The following is a 22,121-nucleotide window of genomic DNA, read 5'->3' on the forward strand; positions in this document are numbered from 1 at the left end:
GCGAATGAAAAAACCAACCCGCTTTGGCCGGTTGGTTATATCGTTTTATTGAGCTTCGTTACTGATGGTGTTTTTAACTGAAAGGGTATGTGAGCGGATAGACGCGCAGCGGATCGCCGTCACAATTGCCAGTGCTGGGGCAATGGCATACAGGGCAAAAAGCCAGTGAGCTGTATTTTCTGCACCTGCGACACCTCTGGGGGCATTTAACCCGGAGAGGTTAGCCACCATCCCGGCGATGGCCGCGCCCACCGCGGTGGCAAACATCTGTACCGTGGTAATTGACGCCCCAGCGATATCTTTATCTTCTTCAGCAGCCACTTGCAGAATGCGGGTCAACAGATGTGGCCAGCCAAAACCAATACCGAACCCAACCAACGTCAGTGAGATAGCAATCGGCCCCATATGTTGCCAGCCACCCAGCGAACTCGCCGGCATCAGGATAGACAGTGCTACTATCCCTATCAGAACAATAATGGGGCCGCTGATAATCGCCCAACGAACACCTGCTTTTTTCCAACCCGCGCTGGTAACCTCAGAAATAGTCCAGCCCGCGGCCATTGTGGCCGCAATATAACCGGAAATAAGGGGTGACTGACCGTGCAGCGTTTGGAGGAAATAAGGAACGAAAATCTCGCAGGTAATGCCGATAGCCAGTAGAGAAACCGTGATATAAAGTGCTGCCAACGGGGAGTTAAGGCGCAATGCTCCCTTGGGCAGCAAACGTGAAGTTGCCCGGGATTCGATGCGCAGTAATAGGATTAGCAGCAAGGTGGCTAATACAATCCCGGCTAAATTCGTCAGACCACTGCTGGCAATGCTGCTAGCGGAAATGGTCAGCACGATCGCCGTTAATAGCACTAATTGGGTGATGGGTAACGCTGAGGTGGCTGCCGTATTGGATTTACCCGCGGGCAGGATGCGCCAAGTAAAAACGGCATAAATTAGCGTCACTGGTAGTAAAGTCCAGAAAGCAAAGCGCCAAGCGTCCATCTCTGCAAATATACCGCCAATCGCCGGACCAATAAGGGTCGCAACTCCCCACATCCCCGAAATCAGTGCCATTGCTCTTGGCCATAATGACTGCACAAATACCAGATTAATCATGGCGTAAGAGAGAGCAAACAGGAACCCCCCTCCTAAACCTTGTACCGTTCTGCCAACTAACATAAAAGGCATATTGGGAGCCATAGCACACAGAGCACTGCCCAGCATAAAGGTCAGCGAGGCAAACAAATATGCGCTACGTGCACCGTAACCGCTGAGTAACCGAGCAGAAAGCGCGGAGCCAAGAATAGAGGCGGTGACAAATAGGGTAGTATTCCAGGCGTAGAGGTTAAGGCCATTAATCTCCAGCACCACGGAAGGCAAAATAGTCGTCGCGATGTAGATATTGATGGCATGTAAAACAACACCACCCGACAGAGCTATAGCAAAAGCCGCATTTTTACCGGAGAACAAATCACTCCATCGGCTTGCATCATTCATTATCACGTTTCCATCCTGCCAGAGATCTGGTTATTGAGTTGAGATTGTTGTTGCGGTAAAGTTAAACAAGTAAATTCTTGGAATAAGTTAGGTCAGTTACTAACAATAAGTCAAGCATATGCTTGTTAAATGTTATGCTGGCAATAAATCATTAAAAATAAAAAACGCACTAACGATACTGGGGAAGATATGAATATCGATAGTTCGACTCGCCAGCCGCAGTCTGTCGCCGAACGTTTGCTGTTGTTGCTAAAGACTCGCGGCCCTTTGCAAGCGACGGATGCGGGCAAAATTCTGGGAACGACGGGAGAAGCGGCCCGACAGCAATTCGTCAAATTAGCAAAAGAAGGGCTGGTTGTTGCTGTTGCGCAGGCGAAAGGTGTTGGGCGACCTATCCAACTTTGGCAGTTGACTGATGCTGCGAACACTCGGTTTCCTGATACTCACGGCGAGTTAACAGTGCAATTATTGCGAATGGTGCGTACAAAATTAGGCGAACAAGCGCTTAATTTACTGATTGAGACTCGTGAGGATGAAACCCGTGAGCAGTATTGTTTGGCAATGGAAGGGGCCAAGAGTATTGATGAACGGGTGCAAAGGCTGGTGGCTATTCGAACGCGGGAAGGGTATATGGCAGAGAGCCAAACTCAGCCCGATGGGTCGATTTTGCTGATTGAAAATCATTGCCCTATTTGTGCGGCTGCCGCCACATGTCAGGGTTTCTGCCGAGCTGAATTGGATGTCTTTCGCCAAGCATTACAGGCACCCGTTGAGCGAACTGAACATATTCTTTCCGGCTCTCGCCGCTGCGTGTATTTAGTGTCTGTGGAATAAATAAAGCCATGTCTCGATATTCATTTCGACACATGGCGGAATAGTGGGTCTAGAGCTCATCTTTTTTATGTGAAAAACCCAGTTTGAGTTTTACTTTGGCTGACGGCTGAGTGATGACCTCGGAATACAGTTTTGTTTTGCCTTTTGCTTTCATATGTTGCGCGAAAGCCATAAAAGCCGCGGTGCTGGCTCCTCTTATTGTTCCTTCATTCTCTGGGTTAAGTACATAATTGGGGTGGCTAACTGATGCTGAAATTTCAACCGAACCTGATCCGTACCGGTTATCCTCAATATCCTCGCTGTCGGCCACAAGCAAGCTAATAATCTGGTTGTTATGTCGCACAATAACCCAGTGATTGGGTTCAAGAGGAAGGCATGCAATATCAGTTCGCATAATATCGATCAGTTCTAATCCTACTATGAGGGTTTCATCCCTAGGAGTCAGACATTGTGATGCGATACTGCATCCCGCTTGAAAGGTATTCTCTCGCTGTTCATTTCTCTCTCTGCGATACGTTTTATAAATATCACTCCATTCGCTTAGTACGGTGCGTAACTCATTAAGAGTATCCGACGTAATCGTGCTGATATCATCAATAATTTCTATCTCGAATCCAGTATCGGATGTTGTCCACTCACCATTATGTAATACGCGGGGATACGTTTCTTGATAAACAAAATTAGCTAATAATAATTCATAGGAACCCAAGGGTAATAATTGTGCTTCTGTTGCTGAAACGGTTGGGTGGGAATGACGGTTCTGTAACTGATAATTAGCTAAATTCATCTGTGTGCGATTAAATGCTTGGGTCAGTGGCCGAATAATATGGGCAGTATCTTCCTGAGTAATATTATGTGATTGGATGTTGATAATAAGCCTCTGGACGACATCAGAATGCCGCTCTATGGCGGTGACGGCTATTTGGCGATCATTGCTATTCAACGGGGGAAGCTCAATATTACCGGTATCGAGGATGCCAGTGACTACGTGGCGAAAATAATCTGTTGTCCAGGCACTTAGCTGTGAACCGAATAACAGCACAAAATCGGCCATCACCTCGGAAACCCAACGTCCACAATATGCTGTTGATGAGGGCGTTTGGCGCGGATAACGGGCGGAGAGGATATTTAGGACGGAGGTTTTACAAGCTTTTGCTGCTGCCGGTAAGGTAAGTGATTGATTATAGAGATGTGTATTAAGATGCGTTAATACCAGCATCGATGAGCGCGGATCATCTACAGCAGTGCTGGCGTCATGTTCAATGGTGGGTGGTGGGGCAGTCGCTGCTATGACTAGCGTTTTTCCTGCGCCATCAGGGTGAGAAAATTCGTTTATTCCAACGAGTTTATCAAGCTGATTACAGCGCCCCTGAACCACATAATTATAAATTGCCAGCCAGGGCAAACCGATGCAACCCCCTATTCCCAACGCACCTCTTTTATCGCGATGAGCATGTTTATTAATAGCTATTATCGTTTTATTGAGTATCAAGGGAGGGATATTTTCTGGAGGCAGACCTTGGTCATTATCAGAAACTCCATTTGTAATATATAAATTCACTGAGTTTTTAGGAGAATATTGGGTGCTGATCCAAAAAGGAATATTGAGAGGTTCAGTATCGTTAGCTTCAAGATATTGAAATTGTAAATTTTTATTATTAAATTTAAAAAGAAAAGATAAATGCTCAGTGTTGCTATTTAATCTCATATTGATCGGGTTATGATCTCCTGTGGTATAAAAAAAGAGATTTCTGCCGATGACGATAATTTGTGGGTAATCAATGGTTCCTACGATGAAGTTACTTTTATCATTAATATTAAAATTCATTAGAACGAGTTTGTTTATATCGTCTAATTCTGATGTATATTTACTGAACGTATTATCAATCTCTAGCTTTTGATTATTAACAATAACGCAATTTGAACCACAAAATCCCGGTGTTTCCAAAACTTTAATTTCACTGATTTGCTCTGACATACTAATTTCATCAAGTAAAGCCAAGTTAACGGACTCGGTTAAATTGTAATGATTGTTTTTTAAGTTATCATTTTTATAGACTGTGACTTGTATGCCTTTAGGGATTTTTATTGAAGAAATGGGGAGAGTAAAATATTTATACTCTGGGTCATAGAGATCGATTGCTTTAGGTGCTGTTAAGCAAATAGATTGGCCTTGAAAGTTATCTTCAGTATAAAAGCAAGCAGGTAGAGACCCACGTGACATGTATTCATTAGCTTGGGAACTTATTGAATATATGATGATATACAGTAAAAGTAATTTATTCATATCGACATTCTTCCATGATTTAGATTTTCGATAAAAATTAGAACCAATCTTTGTTATTTAAAGCTCATCATGTTCAAAACCCAGTTTTGTTTTTACTCTGGCAGAGGGAGGGGAGAGAACATCAGAGTGTATAAATTTTATTCCCTTATTTTTAAGGTAACTGGCTAGCCCATGAACTGCCGCAGTACCCGCTCCCCTAATACTGCCTTCAGCCTCGGCATCTATAATAAATTTTGGCTTGGTGAGAAAGTTTGCCAAATAATAGTGCCCTTCTTGCTCCTCATCATTAATCGTGTATTTTCTTGCCTCCAACATATGAATAATACCGCCATTGATTTTAACGATAACAAACAAATATCCCGGCGTACTATTTTCGAGATGTGTCTTCAATGAATCACTAGTAATGCGTGCTGAATAAATGATTCTGTCACTTGCGGTAACCGGAACTCTGATTTTTTTCTGGTTTTTATCGTCCTCAACCAGCATCGTGCCATAGATGAGAGAATAATATTTTTCAAACCACTCATTGATAACGGCAAGGGATTCTGAGCGAAGTTCTCTCTCACTCTGTTGATTTTCCCCTGAGATAATGTCTACCTGAAATGTTAATGAGTCAGATATTTCCCATGCACCATTTCTGCGGATACGTACCGGTTCGGTACTGGCTGTATAGGAATCAAGAGACAAAATATAGTGCCCTAAAGGTAAGTTTTGTGCAGCCGAAGGTGCAGTATTTTCACCATGGGTATGTAAGTAGTATTGGGCGAGTGCACTTTCAGCATACTGGAATGCATTGGTGATCTGCTGGGTGGCCTCTGTTCGGCCCAGTTCTCGCACGCCTCTTCTAATGCCTTGGAGCAAGCGTTGCTCTGTGCCAATATCTACAACGGCATAGCCTGTACTGTCTGAATCAATGGCGTTATCCAAAACTCGGCGTAAGTGTTCAATGGACCAATCACGCAAACTGTTCCCAAACAATAAAGTAAAATCAGCCAGTAAACGTGACAGCCAAGAGCCACAAGCGGGGCCTTCTATCTGACGAGGGAAGCGGCTGCTAACAAGATTCTCCAATGGAACATTACACGCGTTGGCCACCGCCGGTAGCGTTAGGCTTTGTTGATGTAATGACGGTAAATCTACGTGCGTTAATGCTAGTGTTTCTGCCTGTTCCTCTGATTTTTTCGTGGTGGCTTGGATAGGTTTTAAGACGGTAGCAGTGCCAGCGATCAGCTGCATTTTTGCTTTATCATTACCGCTGAAAAAAGATTTAATGCTGCTCCAGGCTGACTCCACCTGATTACAGCGCCCATGCACCACGACATTATAAAGCGCCAAGGGTCCGGACAGTAGACAACCTATGGCCCCGGCTGCACCGCGTTTGATTCTGGGGTGATCTCGCATTACGGTCATCAAATGATGGTTCATCATTAAGGGACCACTGAGAATATTATTATAAATAACTAGATCAGGAAATATCGTGGGATGTCGAGTTTGCTTTGTGTGGAAAATAAGCGTCGGTGAGAGTATGCCTCTTTGATGTTGACTATTTTCCATATAGTTTATTTTTAAACTAGAATTTGACACCTCAAATATGAATGAAATAAAGGTGGTATCAGGATGGAGGTCGTGAATTATTGGTTGATTTTTCACCTCGGAATTAAGAATATGTATCTGATTATCATCAACAGTAATATCAACATGATTAACCAAATTTAAATTAAAGGTGGAGTTACTGTCTATCTCAAAACTGAATAATGCAACCTTTTTGGAATGCTCAACATCAAGTGTTGAAGAATGAAAAATATCACCTAAAGGGATAACCATTTTACTCAATATAACACATTCTTTAACACAGTTAAGAGGATCATTATTTTCGGCAATAATATCCATCTTTTCCTGATAAATACGGTCTGTCTGATAAGCACAAAATTCTTCATCTAAAAAATCATGATAATGATGAGAGCAATGAGACTCACTGTCTATTGGTGGAACAATGTAATCAAAGGCCATCTCTGTTGTGGAAAATGCGACGGAAGGTAGCAATAGAGATAAAGTATAAAGTAACGAAGTAAATTTATGATACATGATAACCTCGTATTAAATTAGAGACTATTTATGGGTGGTTTAAAATAAGAAATTTAACCCTACTATAGAGAATAGAGGCGAAATAAATTCTTCAATTATCTCTTTATTTGTTTTTTATTCTTTTCTATGTTTGAAGTGATATATTTTATTAATGAAGGAATATGAAATGTTTAATCTAGGGTGTTTGATCTGTGGAGAATTAAACAGAACGCTGCCACTGCATTGTTAAAATCGTATTTTTAGTTTCTGCATTATAGGCTCTCTCGACGACGACAAATCCTTGCTTGCGATAAAAGTGGTAGGCTCGGCGGTTTTTTTGATACACCTCCAGTGTCAGCGCGTTATAGTGTTGCTGGATATGGTTCATCAACTTCTTACCAATGCCTTTCCCGTGGAAAGACTGCTCAACAAATAGCGCCCCCACCAATTGCTCTTCGAGAATACTGATAAATCCAACAAGCTTATTATTATCAGCGGTCGCTTCCCTATGTTCCCCCGGTTGCCAATACACCCAAGTACGCGCAGCGGGAAGATAAGTATGTCGGACTAACGGGGCGCTTTCATGCCAATATTGTTCGGCAATAAAAGGGTGAGCGGCGATAGTGCTGGTCAACCATAATTGCATCAGAGGATCGAGATCCTCTGGTTGATAAGTTCTAATCATTTCGCCGCATTATCCGGATGACAGAAACAGCTTGCCAGATGATCGTTCACCAGACCGCTAGCTTGCATAAATGCATAGCAGATAGTTGATCCAATAAACTTAAATCCACGCTTTTTCAGTGCCTTAGACATAGCATCAGAAATAGGTGTTGTGGCTGGGCATTCCGCCAGACACCACCAATGATTAATTTTTGGCTCACCCTCAACGAAACTCCAGATAAAGCGTGAAAAATCTTCTCCATTGGCTTCCATGGCTAGATAGGCTTGGGCGTTGGTAATAATGGCTTGGATTTTACCCCGATGCCGAATAATACCGCTGTCTAGCATCAATGTTTCTATCTCCTGTGGCCCCATTTTTGCCACCTGCACCGGATCAAAATGGTGAAAGCATTGGCGGTAACGCTCGCGTTTTTTCAGCACGGTTATCCATGAAAGTCCTGCTTGTTGCCCTTCCAGACACAACATTTCAAATAGCGCTTGGCTATCCGTGCGTGGGATCCCCCATTCCGTGTCGTGATAAGCGATATAGAGCGGGTCTGTCGTGACCCAGCCGCAGCGTTGTAAATCCATATTCATAACTCCAGTAGGGGACCTATCATGGGATGATCGCTGTTCGTCGGATGATTAGCAACCAACAAACCCACACTTTGGTAGTGACGCTATAGAGGAGATTTATTAGTTGGAAACTAATGAATGGTCTGTTTTATCGACAAATTCACCCTGATTCTTGCATCTTGCCGGATTCTGGCTGTATATCTTACGGTCAACGGGTATACTGACCCATTCCATTTTAATCCACTTGTATCGCGTGCGAATCCAACATGCAAAAGTTTGATACCAAGACCTTTCAGGGCCTGATCCTGACGTTACAGGACTATTGGGCGCGCCAAGGCTGCACCATTGTTCAACCACTGGACATGGAAGTCGGCGCGGGTACTTCCCACCCAATGACCTGCCTGCGCGCACTTGGCCCAGAGCCAATTGCTGCCGCTTATGTACAACCTTCACGTCGTCCGACTGATGGTCGCTATGGCGAGAACCCTAACCGCCTGCAACATTATTATCAGTTTCAGGTGATCATTAAACCTTCACCAGACAACATTCAGGAACTGTATTTAGGTTCCTTGAAAGAGCTGGGTCTGGACCCGACAATTCACGACATTCGCTTTGTCGAAGATAACTGGGAAAACCCAACATTGGGTGCCTGGGGTCTGGGTTGGGAAGTGTGGCTCAATGGTATGGAAGTGACTCAGTTCACTTACTTCCAGCAAGTGGGCGGTTTGGAATGTAAACCGGTCACCGGCGAGATCACCTATGGTCTGGAGCGTTTGGCAATGTACATTCAGGGCGTAGACAGCGTTTATGACCTGATCTGGTGCGACGGCCCACTGGGTAAAACCACCTACGGCGATATTTATCATCAGAATGAAGTGGAGCAATCCACCTATAACTTCGAATATGCCGATGTGGACTTCCTGTTCTCCTGCTTTGAGCAGTATGAGAAAGAAGCTCAGTCACTGTTGGCACTGGAAGTCCCGCTGCCGTTGCCAGCTTATGAACGCATTCTGAAAGCGGGCCATACGTTTAACCTGCTAGACGCACGTAAAGCCATCTCGGTGACCGAGCGTCAGCGCTATATTCTGCGCATTCGTACGCTGACCAAAGCTGTCGCCGAGGCTTATTACGCCTCCCGCGAGGCGTTGGGCTTCCCTATGTGCAAAAAGAATCAGAACTAAGAGGCTGTCATGACTCAACAGACTTTCCTGGTGGAAATCGGCACGGAAGAGTTGCCGCCGAAGGCTCTTCGTTCTCTGGCCGAATCTTTTGCTACCAACTTCACCACTGAATTGGACAATGCCAATCTGCCTCATGGTGAGGTGGTTTGGTATGCCTCACCACGTCGTTTGGCGTTAAAAGTGGTTAATTTAAGTGCGGCTCAGGCCGATCGTGAAGTTGAAAAACGTGGCCCTGCCATCGCACAAGCTTTTGATGCTGAAGGCAAACCAAGTAAAGCAGCTGAAGGTTGGGCGCGGGGCTGTGGTATTACGGTGGATCAGGCCGAGCGTTTGGTTACCGATAAAGGCGAATGGCTGCTGTATCGCGCTCATGTAAAAGGGCAATCCGCGCAGTTGTTGCTGGCGGGGATGGTCAATACGGCACTGAGCAAACTGCCTATTCCCAAATTGATGCGTTGGGGTGATAAAGAAACCCAGTTCGTCCGTCCGGTCCATACCGTAACTATGCTGCTCGGCAGCGAATTGATCCCCGGCACCGTGTTGGGTATCGATTCAGACCGTATTATTCGCGGTCACCGTTTTATGGGCGAAGCCGAATTCACCATTGATAATGCTGATCAATATCCGCAAGTGTTAATGGAGCGCGGCAAAGTCATCGCTGACTATGAATTACGTAAAACTATCATTAAACGTGATGCAGAGCTGGCGGCGCAAAAAATTGGCGGTGTTGCTGATCTGAGTGATAGCTTGCTGGAAGAAGTCGCGTCACTGGTTGAGTGGCCGGTGGTGTTGACGGCTAAGTTTGAAGAGAAATTCCTGGCTGTTCCTGCGGAAGCGCTGGTGTACACCATGAAGGGTGACCAGAAGTATTTCCCAGTGTATGACAAGGCCGGTAACTTGCTGCCAAACTTCATTTTTGTCACCAATATCGAATCTAAAGATCCGCAGCAAATTATCTCTGGTAACGAGAAAGTTGTGCGCCCACGTCTGGCGGATGCTGAGTTCTTCTTTAACACTGACCGTAAAAAACGTCTGGAAGACAATTTACCGCGCTTGGAAACCGTGCTGTTCCAACAGCAACTGGGGACTTTGCGTGATAAAACCGATCGTATTCAAGCGCTGGCCGGTTGGGTTGCTGCACAAATTGGTGCAGATGTTAACCATGCTACCCGTGCCGGTTTGCTGTCCAAGTGCGACCTGATGACCAATATGGTGTTTGAATTCACTGACACCCAAGGTGTCATGGGGATGCATTACGCCCGTCATGATGGTGAAGCTGAAGATGTCGCGGTTGCGCTGAATGAGCAATATCAACCGCGGTTTGCTGGTGATGACTTGCCGTCTAACCCAGTGGCTTGTGCATTGGCGATTGCCGACAAAATGGACACGCTGGCCGGTATTTTCGGCATAGGTCAACATCCGAAAGGCGATAAAGACCCATTTGCGCTGCGTCGTGCGGCATTGGGTGTGCTGCGTATTATCGTCGAGAAGAACTTGCCGCTGGATCTGCAAACCTTGACCGAAGAAGCTGTGCGTTTGTATGGCGCCAAGCTGACCAATGCCAAGGCAGTCGATGAAGTGGTTGAGTTTATGCTGGGCCGCTTCCGCGCTTGGTATCAGGAAGCCGGTTACAGTGTCGACACCATCCAAGCTGTTCTGGCTCGCCGTCCAACCAGACCGGCTGATTTTGATGCCCGGGTGAAAGCGGTAACGTATTTCCGCACGCTGGATGCTGCTGCGGCATTGGCTGCGGCGAATAAGCGTGTGTCGAATATCTTGGCGAAATCTACGGATACCTTAAAAGACCGTGTAAATGCCGCGGTACTGAAAGAACCTGCCGAATTGCAGTTTGCTACTCACCTGATTGTGCTACGTGACCAACTGGCACCGTTGTTTGCTGACGGTCGCTACCAGGAAGCATTGGTTGAGTTAGCGGCGCTGCGTGAAAACGTCGATGCTTTCTTCGATAACGTGATGGTGATGGTCGAAGACGATGCGGTGCGGGTTAATCGCCTGACCTTATTGAGTAAGTTACGCGAGCTGTTCTTGCAGGTTGCTGATATTTCGCTGTTGCAGTAATCCTGTACTCGGCTAATCACAGGGGAGCGTATATCGCTCCCCTTAGCTATTCTTATCTGTGGGTGTGAGCGATAAGAGTAGGATTTTGTGAAAATAAGTACTTATTACAGGAGTAGTTTCACATGACTTTTGCATTGAATACGACCCGATATTCACGTTGGTTTGCGCCATTGCTGGCATTCCTGGTGGTGTTCCAATTGACCGCCTGCGGCGATAAAGAACCAGAGCAACGTAAAGCTTTTATTGATTATCTGCAAAACACCGTCATGCGCAGCGGGATGAAGCTGCCGACGTTGAGTGAAGATCAAAAGCAGAAATTCGGCCCTTATGTCAGTGATTACGCGATTTTGGTGACTTTTTCACAGCAACTCGGTAAATCCGTGGATGCCAGCCTGACGCCTGCTATCGCGCAAATCAATGAGATTCGTGTAGCACAAGACTACCTGAATAAGCGTGACGTGTTGCAGCAATCAGCGGGTGCTCTGAACCTGTTAGTGCAACAGATTCGTACCGCTAAAACACAAGCCGATAACGCAGTGGCGGCGTTGAAGCAGCCAGATGATTTGAAAGTGGTGTTTAATAAAGTGTTTGAAAACGTAGTGACTCAGCCGACCAATGTGTTGATTCCAGCTGTTCCGGTCGTTTCCTCCTTTGTGCAAGATTTGGCACAGGTTGGTGATTTCCTGCAACAGCAGGGCAACCAAGTCACGTTTAATAATGGCGGCGTTCAATTCCAAACCGCACAGCAGGCTGCACAGTACAACGCAATGATGGCTAACTTGGTGGCCAAGTATCCAGCAATGATGGCAGCACAGAAAAGTGTCTTGAATATTATTCAGTAATGTTTTGAGTTTTGATAATGGGGGGCCTCTTGGCCCCTTTTGTCATTCTGCACTGAGGTTCCAATTCAACTTTAAAACCAAAAAGTCTGACGTTCATTTACCACTGTTGTTTTATTACACATTTCCTAAATGGTTTGCCCCACCATCAACATTAGATGGACTAATGTCTCATCTCTCCGCTGTGCGCAAAAATAACTTGTGATTAACATCACATTTTAAAAACAAAGTCTCCACTTAAAAATGTGATTTTAATCACGTTAAATGAGGTTTTTAGCTTAAAAATTATCCTCTGTGGCTTTCTTACACTTCAATATTGTGATCTTGATCACCAAATCCACCCCGATACTGGTATGTATAGTGTGATATTCATCACATAATTGGCGTGAGCTACGCGTGGCTAAAGGAGCATGCTAAAGTTTGTTTTGCATACAGTGTGTTTGTATCCGATAACACCGGCGGGTTTTGCAGAACTGCCTCAACAAAACAATTATATCGCGCTCTTATTGCTAGCGCGTACCAATAGGGGTGTTTTATGTTTTCACCAGACGCAAAGGTCAGAATTCAAAATTTTGGCCGATTCCTCAGTAACATGGTTATGCCCAATATCGGCGCGTTTATCGCCTGGGGTATTATTACCGCACTGTTTATACCAACGGGTTGGCTGCCAAATGAAACGCTAGCCAAACTGGTTGGCCCGATGATCACTTACCTGCTTCCACTACTGATCGGTTTTACCGGTGGTCGTTTAGTCGGTGGCGATCGTGGTGGTGTGGTGGGTGCTATCACCACCATGGGGGTTATCGTTGGTGCGGATATGCCAATGTTCCTCGGTGCGATGATTGCAGGCCCATTAGGTGGCTGGGCAATCAAGCGCTTTGACCGTTGGGTTGACGGTAAAATCAAAAGCGGCTTTGAGATGCTGGTTAACAACTTCTCAGCCGGCATTATCGGTATGCTGTTGGCGATTTTGGCCTTTATGGCGATTGGCCCATTGGTAGAAGTGCTGTCTAAAGTGTTGGCCGCAGGCGTGCATGTCATGGTGCGGAATAACCTGCTGCCATTGACGTCTATCTTTGTTGAACCGGCTAAAATCCTGTTCCTGAATAACGCCATTAACCACGGTATCTTCTCACCTCTGGGCATCCAGCAGGCGACAGAAACCGGTAAGTCTATCTTCTTCCTGATCGAAGCTAACCCAGGCCCAGGTTTGGGTGTGTTGATGGCTTATATGTTCTTCGGTAAAGGTAACGCCAAGCAGTCTGCTGGCGGCGCGGCGATCATCCACTTCTTCGGTGGTATCCACGAAATCTATTTCCCATACGTTCTGATGAACCCACGCTTATTGCTGGCGGTCATTCTGGGCGGTATGACTGGCGTGTTTACTCTGACTCTGCTGAACGGCGGTCTGGTATCTCCAGCTTCTCCTGGTTCTATCCTGGCAGTATTGGCGATGACACCTAAAGGTGCCTATTTCGCTAACATTGCTGCTGTAGCCGCAGCGTTTGCCGTGTCTTTCGTGGTGTCAGCTATCTTGCTGAAAACCTCTAAAGTCAAAGACGAAGATGAAGATAGCCTGGAAGACGCAACTCGTCGTATGCAGGATATGAAAGCGCAATCTAAAGGCGCACAAGCAGCCAATGCAGCCGCTGCTGCAGGCGACTTGAGTACTGTGCGTAAAATCATCGTTGCTTGTGATGCGGGTATGGGATCTAGTGCCATGGGTGCCGGTGTGTTGCGCAAAAAAGTGCAAGATGCAGGCCTGAAGTATATCTCTGTCACTAACTGTGCTATCAACAACTTGCCGGAAGATGTGGACTTGGTTATCACGCACCGTGATTTGACTGAGCGAGCGATGCGCCATGCACCGCAGGCACAGCATATCTCATTGACTAACTTCCTCGACAGTCAGCTGTATAGCAACCTGACGGCACGTCTGGTTGAAGCCAGTGACGCTGCGACGAAGGCTCAGAAAGTCATTGAAACGCTGGATGATAGCTTTGAACCCTCAGAAGCTAATCTGTTCCGACTGGGCGCAGAGAATGTCTTCCTCAATCAGCATGCGACGGAGAAAGAGCAGGCGATTCGCTTTGCTGGCGAGCAGTTGGTGAAAGGGGGCTATGTTGAGCCAGAATACGTTGAAGCGATGTTGGAACGTGAAAAACTGACCTCCACTTATCTGGGCGAATCTATTGCCGTACCACACGGTACGATTGAAGCGAAAGATCGCGTGCTGAAAACCGGTGTTGTGTTCTGTCAATACCCTGACGGCGTGCGCTTTGGCGAAGAAGAAGACGAAGTGGCGCGTTTGGTTATTGGTATTGCAGCTCGTAATAATGAACACATTCAAGTTATTACCAGCCTGACAAATGCGCTGGATGATGATTCTGTTATTGAGCGCCTCAGTAAAACAACCAGCGTACAAGAAGTTCTGGATTTGCTGGGCGGTAAAAAGTAAGCAAGCCATAACTGAATAGCGATAGCGGTTATCCGGTGGTGCCGGGTAACCATCGCAATCTGAATAGGGTCGTTGGGAGTAAACGGCCCTTTTACAGCAAAAGGTAACGAATATGAAAGCATTGCATTTTGGCGCAGGTAATATTGGCCGGGGATTCATTGGTAAACTTCTTGCTGATGCCGGTGCGCAACTGACTTTCGCAGATGTTAACCAACCCCTGTTGGATGAGCTGAACAAACGTAAGAGTTATCCGGTCAATATTGTTGGCGAGCAAGCGCGTGTTGAAGAAGTCAAAAATGTCAGCGCGGTGAATAGTGGTAGCCCAGAAGTGGTGAAGCTGATAGCGCAAGCCGATATCGTCACTACCGCCGTTGGCCCACAAATTCTGGCCCGTATCGCAGGCACAGTGGCGCAAGGTCTGATTGCCCGTCACCAACAAGGCAACACCCACCCATTGAACGTGATTGCTTGCGAGAATATGGTGCGTGGCACTAGCCAACTAAAACAGCATGTTTTTGCCGCCTTGCCAGAAAGTGAGCATGAGTGGGTTGAGCAACATGTTGGTTTTGTTGATTCTGCGGTAGACCGCATTGTGCCGCCATCGGAGGCGGGCAGTACAGATATTCTGGCTGTGACGGTAGAAACATTCAGTGAGTGGATAGTCGATGGTACCCAGTTTAAAGGGCAGCCACCGAAAATTGCTGGCATGGAGCTCACAGATAATCTGATGGCTTTTGTTGAGCGAAAACTGTTCACGCTGAACACTGGCCATGCCATTACCGCTTATCTGGGCCAGCTTGCCGGTCACCAAACCATTCGTGATGCTATTCTGGATCCGGCGATACGTCAGACGGTGAAAGGCGCGATGGAAGAAAGTGGTGCGGTGCTGATTAAACGCTATGCTTTTGAACCACAAAAACATGCCGCTTATATCAATAAAATCCTCTCCCGCTTTGAAAACCCTTACTTGCATGACGATGTTGAGCGCGTGGGCCGTCAGCCGCTGCGTAAGCTGAGTGCGGGTGACCGTTTGATCAAACCGCTGCTGGGGACATTGGAATATCAGTTACCGCACGATAATTTGGTCACAGGTATTGCTGCGGCAATGAGTTATCGTAGTGAGCAAGACCCACAAGCACAGGAACTGGTTGAATTATTGGCGAAATTAGGGCCGAAAGCTGCGTTAGCGCAAATTTCAGGCCTGCCTGCTGATAGTGAGGTTGTCGAACAGGCGGTGAGTGTGTATAACGCCATGCAGGACAAGCTGACGCACTGATTCCGTTAAGAACCAAACCGGCGCGTTAGGTGATAAATACCGTGTCTTATTGCGCGGTATTTATCCTTTCGTAGCCACACATCCAGTGACAAGCGATGATTGAAAAAACACAGGCATTTGAGAATCGAGTACTTGAGCATCTGAACGCGGGGAAAACCGTTCGGAGCTTCTTAATGGCAGCTGTCGAATTATTGGCAGAGGCGCTCAATATTCTCGTGGTGCAGGTTTTTCGTAAAGATGACTATGCGGTCAAATATGCCGTAGAGCCATTGCTGGTTGGGGATGGTCCACTCGGCGAGCTATCCGTCAGATTGAAGTTGGTGTATGCCTTGGGTGTCATCACCCGACATGAATATGAAGATGCCGAGTTACTCATGGCGCTGCGTGAAGAACTCAACCATGATGGCACCGAGTATCGCTTTACGGATGACGAAATTCTCGGGCCATTTGGTGAATTACATTGTGTGGTGGAACTGCCACCGGTGCCGACGTTCTTGCGCCCTGACGAAGCCGATGCTTCGCTGATTGCAATGCAACGCCAGCGTTATCAGCAAATGGTGCGTTCAACCATGGTGCTTTCGATTACTGAGTTGCTCTCCCGCATCAGCCAAAAACAAGTTTCAAAACTTTCACCACTCGGTCACGCCTGATTTAAGCCAGTAAGACACTCAGCCATTCATCGACTAGCAGCCATAGTGCGGTGACGGCCATTAAACCGCCCATCACACCATTGAATAACCGCAATTTCCAATTGATGCGCAGTGCATGACGTAATTGATCGCCCATCACGGCCCAAACGGCCACACAAGGCAGATTCAATAAAGCAAAGCCAGTCATAATCAGTAAGGTATGGCTCAATGTCGCCCCTTCGCGTGGTGTAAATAAGATGGCGACATTCATTGCCATCAACCAGGCCTTAGGATTAACCGCTTGGAATAAAGCCCCTTGAATAAACCCCATAGGCCGCTCGCTATCTCGCGCATTGGGTGTACCGGAATGATAAATTTTCCACGATAGCCACAATAAATAACCGCCCCCTAACGTCACTAAAGGCAGACGAATAACACCCACCCAGCTGAGAATTAGCGCCAATAGTGTCGTGGTCAATGCGCATTGTAAGGCGCAGCCAAACGTAATTCCCAGCATCATTGGCAAGGTTCGGCGCAAACCAAAATTGACGCCAGAGGCGGCCAACAGCAGGTTATTCGGGCCGGGCGTGATCGACATAACGGTAACGTAACTGATAAAAGCACTGTCCAGCATGAGAATTTTCCTGAGTCTATTGTTGTATGTCTTGCCAAGAGATTCAGCATAAACAGCAATCCGTTATGGCGTCAGAAGCAGAAGTTATCTATTGTTATGGGTACAGTTTGCATAACCCAAAACTGTACCCATTGATCCTGCGGAGAACTGTCACCATGTCCCTGGTTATGAATGAAATTCGCTACTTGCAAGTGGCCGACAATTTAGCGCAAGCCATTAAAAACGGCAGTCTGCTGGCGGGGAGTCGGCTGCCATCGGTTCGGGGTTATGCGCAAAGTCATCAGGTGAGTATCAATACTGTGGTGGCGGCTTATCGGACATTGGAAGATCGCGGCTTAATTGAAGCCCGACCGCAGTCCGGTTTTTATGTTTGTAGCCCATCAACCGCCGTGGTGCCAACCGCCACCGTGGGTAAGCCGGTAGATGAAGTGCTAGACTTGATCGATACGGTGTTTGCTGCACAACAAAATCCGCGCTTTACCAACATCTCGCTCGCCTGCCCACAGACCGGAGATTTTTATCCTAGTGCCAAGCTGGGGCGCATTATGGCGTCGCTATTACGCCGTGAACCACAGTTAATTAGCCAATATTCTCTGCCCCCCGGTAGCCAACGACTACGGCAGCAAATTGCCCGTCGAGCCATGACATTGGGGATGCTGGCCAGCCCGGCTGATATCACTATTACCCATGGTTGTATGGAAGCGCTGCAATTGGCTCTGCGGGTGACGACCAAGCCGGGAGATTGTGTTGGGCTGGAGTCACCGACGTATTTTTATCTGATGCCATTGCTGGCCAGTCTGGGGTTAAAGGCTGTGGAAATCCCCACTGACCCGCAGCAAGGTTTATCACTGGATGTACTGGAGTTACTGCTTGAGGAAAAGCGGCTCAATGCCTTAATTGCCATGCCAACAGTGCAGAACCCATTGGGTTACACGATGCCACTGGCGGCGAAAAAACGGCTGGCACAGTTGATGAACGATCATCAGGTGCCACTGATTGAAGATGGTTTATATGCCGAAATTCAATTTGGCTCGACACTATCCCCAGCGGTTAAATCTTTTGATCGGGATGGCTGGGTGCTGTTTTGCTCCAGCTTCACCAAAACGCTGGCACCCGATTTTCGTATTGGCTGGATTGACGGCGGGCGCTTCGCTGAAGCTTTGCATAAGCTAAAAGCGGTATCTTCAATGGCGGAACCGATGCTGCTCTCAGAAACATTGGCACTATTTTTGGAGTCTGGCGGCTATGACCATCATCTGCGCAGTTTGCGTCGGCGTTATGCACAGCAAGTTCAGCTTGCCCAGCAAGTCATTACTCGCAGTTTCCCACGTGGGACCAAAGTGACGCAGCCTGCCGGTGGATTCGTTTTCTGGGTAGAGCTACCTGACAGTGTCGATACTGTCGCGTTGTTCCATCAATTATTGCAAGAGCAGATTTGCTTAACGCCCGGTACGCTTTATTCGCCCAGTGGTCGTTATCGCAATGCTTTCCGCCTGTCATGCTGTTATCCGTTCAACAGCCACTATACCGGGGCATTGGAGAGGTTGGGGGCGGTTGCCTGTGAAATGAGTGGGGAACCCGCTGGAATGCAGTGGCGGCCGCGACAGGAGGCTACTGCCGAAAAGCATGCATCCTGATACACTATCCATCTTGATGCACAATCAGTGCTATTCTATCTCCAACTTTAGCGAAATATCGTGCCCATTAGCGGCATGTACGGGCCAATACTATGAAAGAACATGCAGAAATCAAACGTCTAAGCGATATGCTGGATGCGTTGAACCACAAAGATCCGGTTGTTATCCAGCAGGGAAATGTGGATTTAATCGCGCAGCATATGAAAGAAAAAGAGAAACTGGCGGCTGAAATTCAGCGTTTGAAAGAAGTGCGAGTCAAAAACCTCAGTGCTGAAGCCCAAAAACTGGCTCAGCTGCCCTTCAGCCGCCCAATTACCAAGAAAGAGCAGGCCGATATGGGCTCTTTGAAGAAAGCGGTACGCGGCATTGTGGTGGTACATCCAATGACCGCATTAGGTCGTGAAATGGGCCTGAAAGAAGTGACCGGTTACGCCAAAAAAGCCTTCTGATAACAGCCTTTGATCAATCCGGGTACGTGGCATAGTCACCGCCCGGCTTGTTTTTGTCGGTTCATCATTCCAAGAGTGCTGACGATGTTTAACCATTAATCACGTCTTGCTATCTTGCTATTTCCCAGTAAACGCCGATTAAAATCCTCAATTTTTCCTTCCGCAATTCGCGTCAGCATGGTTTTACTCCAACTGGCAGATAACCCTGAGACGGCCAATAAGCGGCGATACTGTTCTTCATCGAATGGCATATGCCAGGCAATAGCGATGGCTTCAGATACCGAAATCTCACTGGTGCGCGCTAACAGTGTCAATGGATGGCTTTCGCTGACCTTACCGGGTGAAATCACGCGATACAGCCAGCCACAATAGCCAGTTTGTTGCATCAACACCGACATCTCTTCAATGGCAAAATGGAAGTTGAGTTTGTAGCACGGAGAGCGTGGTTGGGTGACCTGAATAATGGCGTCACCCCAGCGATAGATATCCCCCATATACACATTTTTCTCAGTCATACCGAGGGTCGATATATTTTCACCATAGGCCGGTGCAGAGAAAATATCGGCTTGTTCAGGAAATTGCTGCACCCAGTGCTGGTAATGTTCACGAGGATAATGGCATAGCGCGCGATCTGGGCCGCCGTGGAAGCGGGTTTCTGCTTGTTCATCCCCCTCCAATCCCAGTGACGTGAGCATGACACTCCCCTGCACCTGACGTTTGCCAATCGCACTTGGGGAACTGCCGCGGTAAGGTTCGATTTTACCGATATAAACCTGTGGGTACTTCATCTGCTCTCCTTGTCTGTATCTGGAAGGGAGAGCCAGAATACCCTGCCTGATGGCAGGGTTCCAAGGTTTAGCCAGAAATCAGAAGGTTTCCCAGTTATCCTGCTGGTTGCTGCTGCGAATCTCTGGGGTTGGGCGGGGTGGTGTTGCGTCTTTTGGCATCAATGGTGCTGCGCTATGATTTTGAGGTATTTCTGTTTCCGATTCGGATAGCCGGAACACCGCGACCGCTTGTGCCAATAAAATAGCCTGTTCTGCCAGTGAATCAGCGGCGGCGGCAGACTCTTCCACTAAGGCGGCATTCTGTTGTGTGGTGCTGTCCATTTCAGAAATGGCCTGGCTCACTTGCGTGATGCCGCGGCTTTGCTCATCAGAGGCTGAAGCAATTTCTGCCATGATATCACGCACATGGGTGACAGAGCGGACGATATCCTCCATGGTTTGACCCGCATTTTGTACCAATGATGTGCCTGCGTTCACCTGAGATACCGATTCACCAATCAGCCCTTCAATTTCTTTTGCCGCCTGCGCACTGCGTTGTGCCAAATTACGCACTTCACTTGCGACCACGGCAAATCCACGCCCTTGCTCACCCGCGCGAGCGGCTTCAACGGCAGCATTCAGTGCCAAAATATTCGTCTGGAAAGCAATGCTATTAATCACGGAAGTAATTTCGGAAATACGTTTGGAACTGCCAGAAATATCATTCATGGTGCGCACGACATCGTTAACTAGCTTGCCGCCTTGTTGTGCGGTTTGTGATGCTTCGGTCGCCAGTTGATTCGCGTGATGGGCATTATCAGCATTCTGTTTCACCGTGGCATTTAATTGCTCCATGCTGGCAGCCGTTTCTTCTACGGCAGCGGCTTGTTCTTCAGTGCGGGATGATAAATCAGTATTGCCGGCCGCAATCTCGCCAGAGGCATGCGAGACCTGACTGACACCAATACGGATATCATCAATCATGGCGCGCAGATTTTCATTCATCCGTGCAACGGCATTCATCAATAAGCCCAATTCATCCGTACGGTTTGATGTGGTTGCAGCAGTTAAATCACCCGTAGCGATACGTTCAGCCATCGCCAGTGTGGTACGAAGTGGCACAGTAATTTGGCGAGTCATGCGCCATGAAATCAGTAGACCAAACAGCAGAGCCGCAATCGCCGCGATGGTTAACTGCAATTGTGCGTTATTGATTTCGTCATGAGTGCCTTGCAGTTCTTGGGTAAACAGATGGGTGGCGAGCTTATTCAACTCATTGGCATTGTCTTCCATCACTTTACCGACTTCCAGCTCTTGCTGATAAGCCGGTAAATAGGCCAGCACGTTGTCTTTGTAGGCGCTGAGGCTCGAGATAACAGGGGCTAATAATTTTTGCTGTTCAGCGGATAACACGGGCATAAAAGCATTGGCTGCACTGTTGGCAATATTGATGGAGGTAATCAACGAGGATTCGGCATCTTGATTGCGGTCTAGCAGTAAGCCGCGTGCGTTATAGCGCACGGTCATGAGTTTCTGATTCATCTCAGCTAGCAGAATCTGGGTATTGGTGTCCGCCCCTTCATTGAGCAAACTTTGCTGTAACTCATTGATATTATTCTGAGTTTCAGAAATATTCCAACTTTTACGCACATCATCTTTATGGGCGACGGCATTCACAAAGTTGCTCTGTTGTTGCAGATATTCGTCAACGACATCGGCAATGCCGCTGATGATTTTACGGTTCTCTTCCGACCAGCTAAGAGCTTCACTTTGGGTCAGAAGGTTTTTTATGTTATTGATGTGCTGTGAGTTTTCTTTGATGTATTTCAGATCGTAAGTTCGCTCATAGAGCGCACGATTATATTTTGCCTGATTGGCTTCATCGTTGATTTTGTAACTGAGATCGACTTTATACGCATGTTCTTCAATGACGGAGAAATGATAAGCGGTGGTCCCAGCGATGATCCCAACCAACAACAACATCAGAAAAAAGCTTAATCCCAGCTTCTTGCCGACTTTCACGTTTTCAAAGTTACCAAAAACTTTGCTAAATGCTGCCATGTTCTTCTCCGTTATGCGGTGTTCTTGCTGCAAATCAATCAGCGTAGGTGAGTTTTGGGGGATCTAATTATTAGAGGAATGAGGGGGCTGGTTGAACGTGGGGCAGCCTTGGCAAGAGTGCTTTTCCCAAACGTTTTAAAACTGCATTCATAGAGTTACACCATAAATACCAGCAACCTTCTTGTACAATCTATCGGCA

17 protein-coding genes are annotated in these 22,121 nt (G+C 47.1%); 9 read left to right on the forward strand and 8 right to left on the reverse strand.

The features are described from left to right. Positions 1-45: 45 nt before the first annotated feature. A complete protein-coding gene (locus ACIOG0_RS00085; RefSeq protein ID WP_404704910.1) occupies positions 46-1,488 on the reverse strand; it encodes an MFS transporter in 1,443 nt (480 codons plus the stop codon). Positions 1,489-1,677: 189 nt separating this feature from the next. Here ACIOG0_RS00085 and ACIOG0_RS00090 point away from each other — a divergent pair, with 189 nt between their 5' ends. Continuing rightward, positions 1,678-2,322: a metalloregulator ArsR/SmtB family transcription factor gene (locus ACIOG0_RS00090; RefSeq protein WP_050099384.1), complete on the forward strand. Its 645-nt coding sequence runs from the start codon at positions 1,678-1,680 to the stop codon at positions 2,320-2,322. Between the two features lie 49 nt (positions 2,323-2,371). Here the strand turns inward: ACIOG0_RS00090 and ACIOG0_RS00095 are convergent, their stop codons facing one another. From ACIOG0_RS00095 to ACIOG0_RS00110, 4 genes are all read right to left on the reverse strand, one after another. Next, positions 2,372-4,609: a hypothetical protein gene (locus tag ACIOG0_RS00095; protein ID WP_050099387.1), complete on the reverse strand. Its 2,238-nt coding sequence runs from the start codon at positions 4,607-4,609 to the stop codon at positions 2,372-2,374. A 57-nt stretch (positions 4,610-4,666) separates the two neighbouring features. After that, the gene (locus ACIOG0_RS00100; RefSeq protein ID WP_128451715.1) at positions 4,667-6,694 is read right to left on the reverse strand and encodes a hypothetical protein; all 2,028 of its coding nucleotides are present in this window, start codon (positions 6,692-6,694) and stop codon (positions 4,667-4,669) included. A 199-nt stretch (positions 6,695-6,893) separates the two neighbouring features. Next, on the reverse strand, positions 6,894-7,358 hold the full coding sequence (locus tag ACIOG0_RS00105; protein ID WP_050099392.1) for an N-acetyltransferase: 465 nt from the start codon (positions 7,356-7,358) through the stop codon (positions 6,894-6,896). Then, entirely contained in the window at positions 7,355-7,927 is a 573-nt protein-coding gene (locus ACIOG0_RS00110; RefSeq protein WP_050099394.1) for a DNA-3-methyladenine glycosylase I, read from the reverse strand. The genes ACIOG0_RS00105 and ACIOG0_RS00110 overlap by 4 nt, the downstream gene beginning before the upstream one ends. A gap of 251 nt (positions 7,928-8,178) precedes the next feature. On the opposite strand from ACIOG0_RS00110, the gene glyQ reads away from it, so the two are divergent. From glyQ to ACIOG0_RS00140, 6 genes are all read left to right on the forward strand, one after another. Further along, complete coding sequence (gene glyQ, locus ACIOG0_RS00115) at positions 8,179-9,093, forward strand: glycine--tRNA ligase subunit alpha (protein WP_050099397.1); 915 nt, start codon at positions 8,179-8,181, stop codon at positions 9,091-9,093. Between the two features lie 9 nt (positions 9,094-9,102). After that, on the forward strand, positions 9,103-11,172 hold the full coding sequence (glyS, locus tag ACIOG0_RS00120; RefSeq protein WP_128451716.1) for a glycine--tRNA ligase subunit beta: 2,070 nt from the start codon (positions 9,103-9,105) through the stop codon (positions 11,170-11,172). 122 nt (positions 11,173-11,294) lie between these two features. Beyond that, positions 11,295-12,014 (forward strand): DUF3053 domain-containing protein, encoded by a 720-nt coding sequence (locus ACIOG0_RS00125; protein ID WP_128451717.1) that lies wholly within the window; start codon positions 11,295-11,297, stop codon positions 12,012-12,014. 532 nt (positions 12,015-12,546) lie between these two features. Then, positions 12,547-14,469, forward strand: coding sequence for a PTS mannitol transporter subunit IICBA (locus tag ACIOG0_RS00130; protein ID WP_050099403.1), 1,923 nt, complete (start codon positions 12,547-12,549; stop codon positions 14,467-14,469). Between the two features lie 112 nt (positions 14,470-14,581). Further along, positions 14,582-15,745 carry a mannitol-1-phosphate 5-dehydrogenase gene (locus ACIOG0_RS00135; RefSeq protein WP_050099405.1) on the forward strand — a complete coding sequence of 388 codons (1,164 nt, stop codon included), beginning with the start codon at positions 14,582-14,584 and terminating at the stop codon, positions 15,743-15,745. A 95-nt stretch (positions 15,746-15,840) separates the two neighbouring features. Then, complete coding sequence (locus ACIOG0_RS00140; RefSeq protein ID WP_050099407.1) at positions 15,841-16,395, forward strand: MltR family transcriptional regulator; 555 nt, start codon at positions 15,841-15,843, stop codon at positions 16,393-16,395. A gap of 1 nt (position 16,396) precedes the next feature. On the opposite strand, the gene ACIOG0_RS00145 is transcribed toward ACIOG0_RS00140, so the two are convergent. Beyond that, positions 16,397-17,008: a LysE family translocator gene (locus ACIOG0_RS00145; protein WP_050140078.1), complete on the reverse strand. Its 612-nt coding sequence runs from the start codon at positions 17,006-17,008 to the stop codon at positions 16,397-16,399. A 155-nt stretch (positions 17,009-17,163) separates the two neighbouring features. On the opposite strand from ACIOG0_RS00145, the gene ACIOG0_RS00150 reads away from it, so the two are divergent. Together ACIOG0_RS00150 and ACIOG0_RS00155 are read left to right on the forward strand one after the other, a co-directional pair. Further along, positions 17,164-18,645: a PLP-dependent aminotransferase family protein gene (locus ACIOG0_RS00150; protein WP_050099615.1), complete on the forward strand. Its 1,482-nt coding sequence runs from the start codon at positions 17,164-17,166 to the stop codon at positions 18,643-18,645. 92 nt (positions 18,646-18,737) lie between these two features. Beyond that, positions 18,738-19,094: a YibL family ribosome-associated protein gene (locus ACIOG0_RS00155; protein WP_050099411.1), complete on the forward strand. Its 357-nt coding sequence runs from the start codon at positions 18,738-18,740 to the stop codon at positions 19,092-19,094. A gap of 95 nt (positions 19,095-19,189) precedes the next feature. On the opposite strand, the gene yiiM is transcribed toward ACIOG0_RS00155, so the two are convergent. Continuing rightward, positions 19,190-19,882: a 6-hydroxyaminopurine reductase gene (yiiM, locus tag ACIOG0_RS00160; RefSeq protein ID WP_128451718.1), complete on the reverse strand. Its 693-nt coding sequence runs from the start codon at positions 19,880-19,882 to the stop codon at positions 19,190-19,192. Positions 19,883-19,960: 78 nt separating this feature from the next. Then, positions 19,961-21,922: a methyl-accepting chemotaxis protein gene (locus ACIOG0_RS00165; protein WP_404704911.1), complete on the reverse strand. Its 1,962-nt coding sequence runs from the start codon at positions 21,920-21,922 to the stop codon at positions 19,961-19,963. Between the last annotated feature and the right edge of the window lie 199 nt (positions 21,923-22,121).

The sequence above is a fragment of the Yersinia vastinensis genome, from assembly GCF_044905075.1.
GTDB classification, from domain to species: Bacteria; Pseudomonadota; Gammaproteobacteria; order Enterobacterales; family Enterobacteriaceae; genus Yersinia; species Yersinia vastinensis.

Excerpts from the sequence above, each read along its gene's own strand:
- ACIOG0_RS00085 (WP_404704910.1), bottom strand. The coding sequence starts at position 1,488 with ATGAATGATGCAAGCCGATGGAGTGATTTGTTCTCCGGTAAAAATGCG.
- ACIOG0_RS00090 (WP_050099384.1), top strand. The coding sequence starts at position 1,678 with ATGAATATCGATAGTTCGACTCGCCAGCCGCAGTCTGTCGCCGAACGT.
- ACIOG0_RS00095 (WP_050099387.1), bottom strand. The coding sequence starts at position 4,609 with ATGAATAAATTACTTTTACTGTATATCATCATATATTCAATAAGTTCC.
- ACIOG0_RS00100 (WP_128451715.1), bottom strand. The coding sequence starts at position 6,694 with ATGTATCATAAATTTACTTCGTTACTTTATACTTTATCTCTATTGCTA.
- ACIOG0_RS00105 (WP_050099392.1), bottom strand. The coding sequence starts at position 7,358 with ATGATTAGAACTTATCAACCAGAGGATCTCGATCCTCTGATGCAATTA.
- ACIOG0_RS00110 (WP_050099394.1), bottom strand. The coding sequence starts at position 7,927 with ATGGATTTACAACGCTGCGGCTGGGTCACGACAGACCCGCTCTATATC.
- glyQ (WP_050099397.1), top strand. The coding sequence starts at position 8,179 with ATGCAAAAGTTTGATACCAAGACCTTTCAGGGCCTGATCCTGACGTTA.
- glyS (WP_128451716.1), top strand. The coding sequence starts at position 9,103 with ATGACTCAACAGACTTTCCTGGTGGAAATCGGCACGGAAGAGTTGCCG.
- ACIOG0_RS00125 (WP_128451717.1), top strand. The coding sequence starts at position 11,295 with ATGACTTTTGCATTGAATACGACCCGATATTCACGTTGGTTTGCGCCA.
- ACIOG0_RS00130 (WP_050099403.1), top strand. The coding sequence starts at position 12,547 with ATGTTTTCACCAGACGCAAAGGTCAGAATTCAAAATTTTGGCCGATTC.
- ACIOG0_RS00135 (WP_050099405.1), top strand. The coding sequence starts at position 14,582 with ATGAAAGCATTGCATTTTGGCGCAGGTAATATTGGCCGGGGATTCATT.
- ACIOG0_RS00140 (WP_050099407.1), top strand. The coding sequence starts at position 15,841 with ATGATTGAAAAAACACAGGCATTTGAGAATCGAGTACTTGAGCATCTG.
- ACIOG0_RS00145 (WP_050140078.1), bottom strand. The coding sequence starts at position 17,008 with ATGCTGGACAGTGCTTTTATCAGTTACGTTACCGTTATGTCGATCACG.
- ACIOG0_RS00150 (WP_050099615.1), top strand. The coding sequence starts at position 17,164 with ATGTCCCTGGTTATGAATGAAATTCGCTACTTGCAAGTGGCCGACAAT.
- ACIOG0_RS00155 (WP_050099411.1), top strand. The coding sequence starts at position 18,738 with ATGAAAGAACATGCAGAAATCAAACGTCTAAGCGATATGCTGGATGCG.
- yiiM (WP_128451718.1), bottom strand. The coding sequence starts at position 19,882 with ATGAAGTACCCACAGGTTTATATCGGTAAAATCGAACCTTACCGCGGC.
- ACIOG0_RS00165 (WP_404704911.1), bottom strand. The coding sequence starts at position 21,922 with ATGGCAGCATTTAGCAAAGTTTTTGGTAACTTTGAAAACGTGAAAGTC.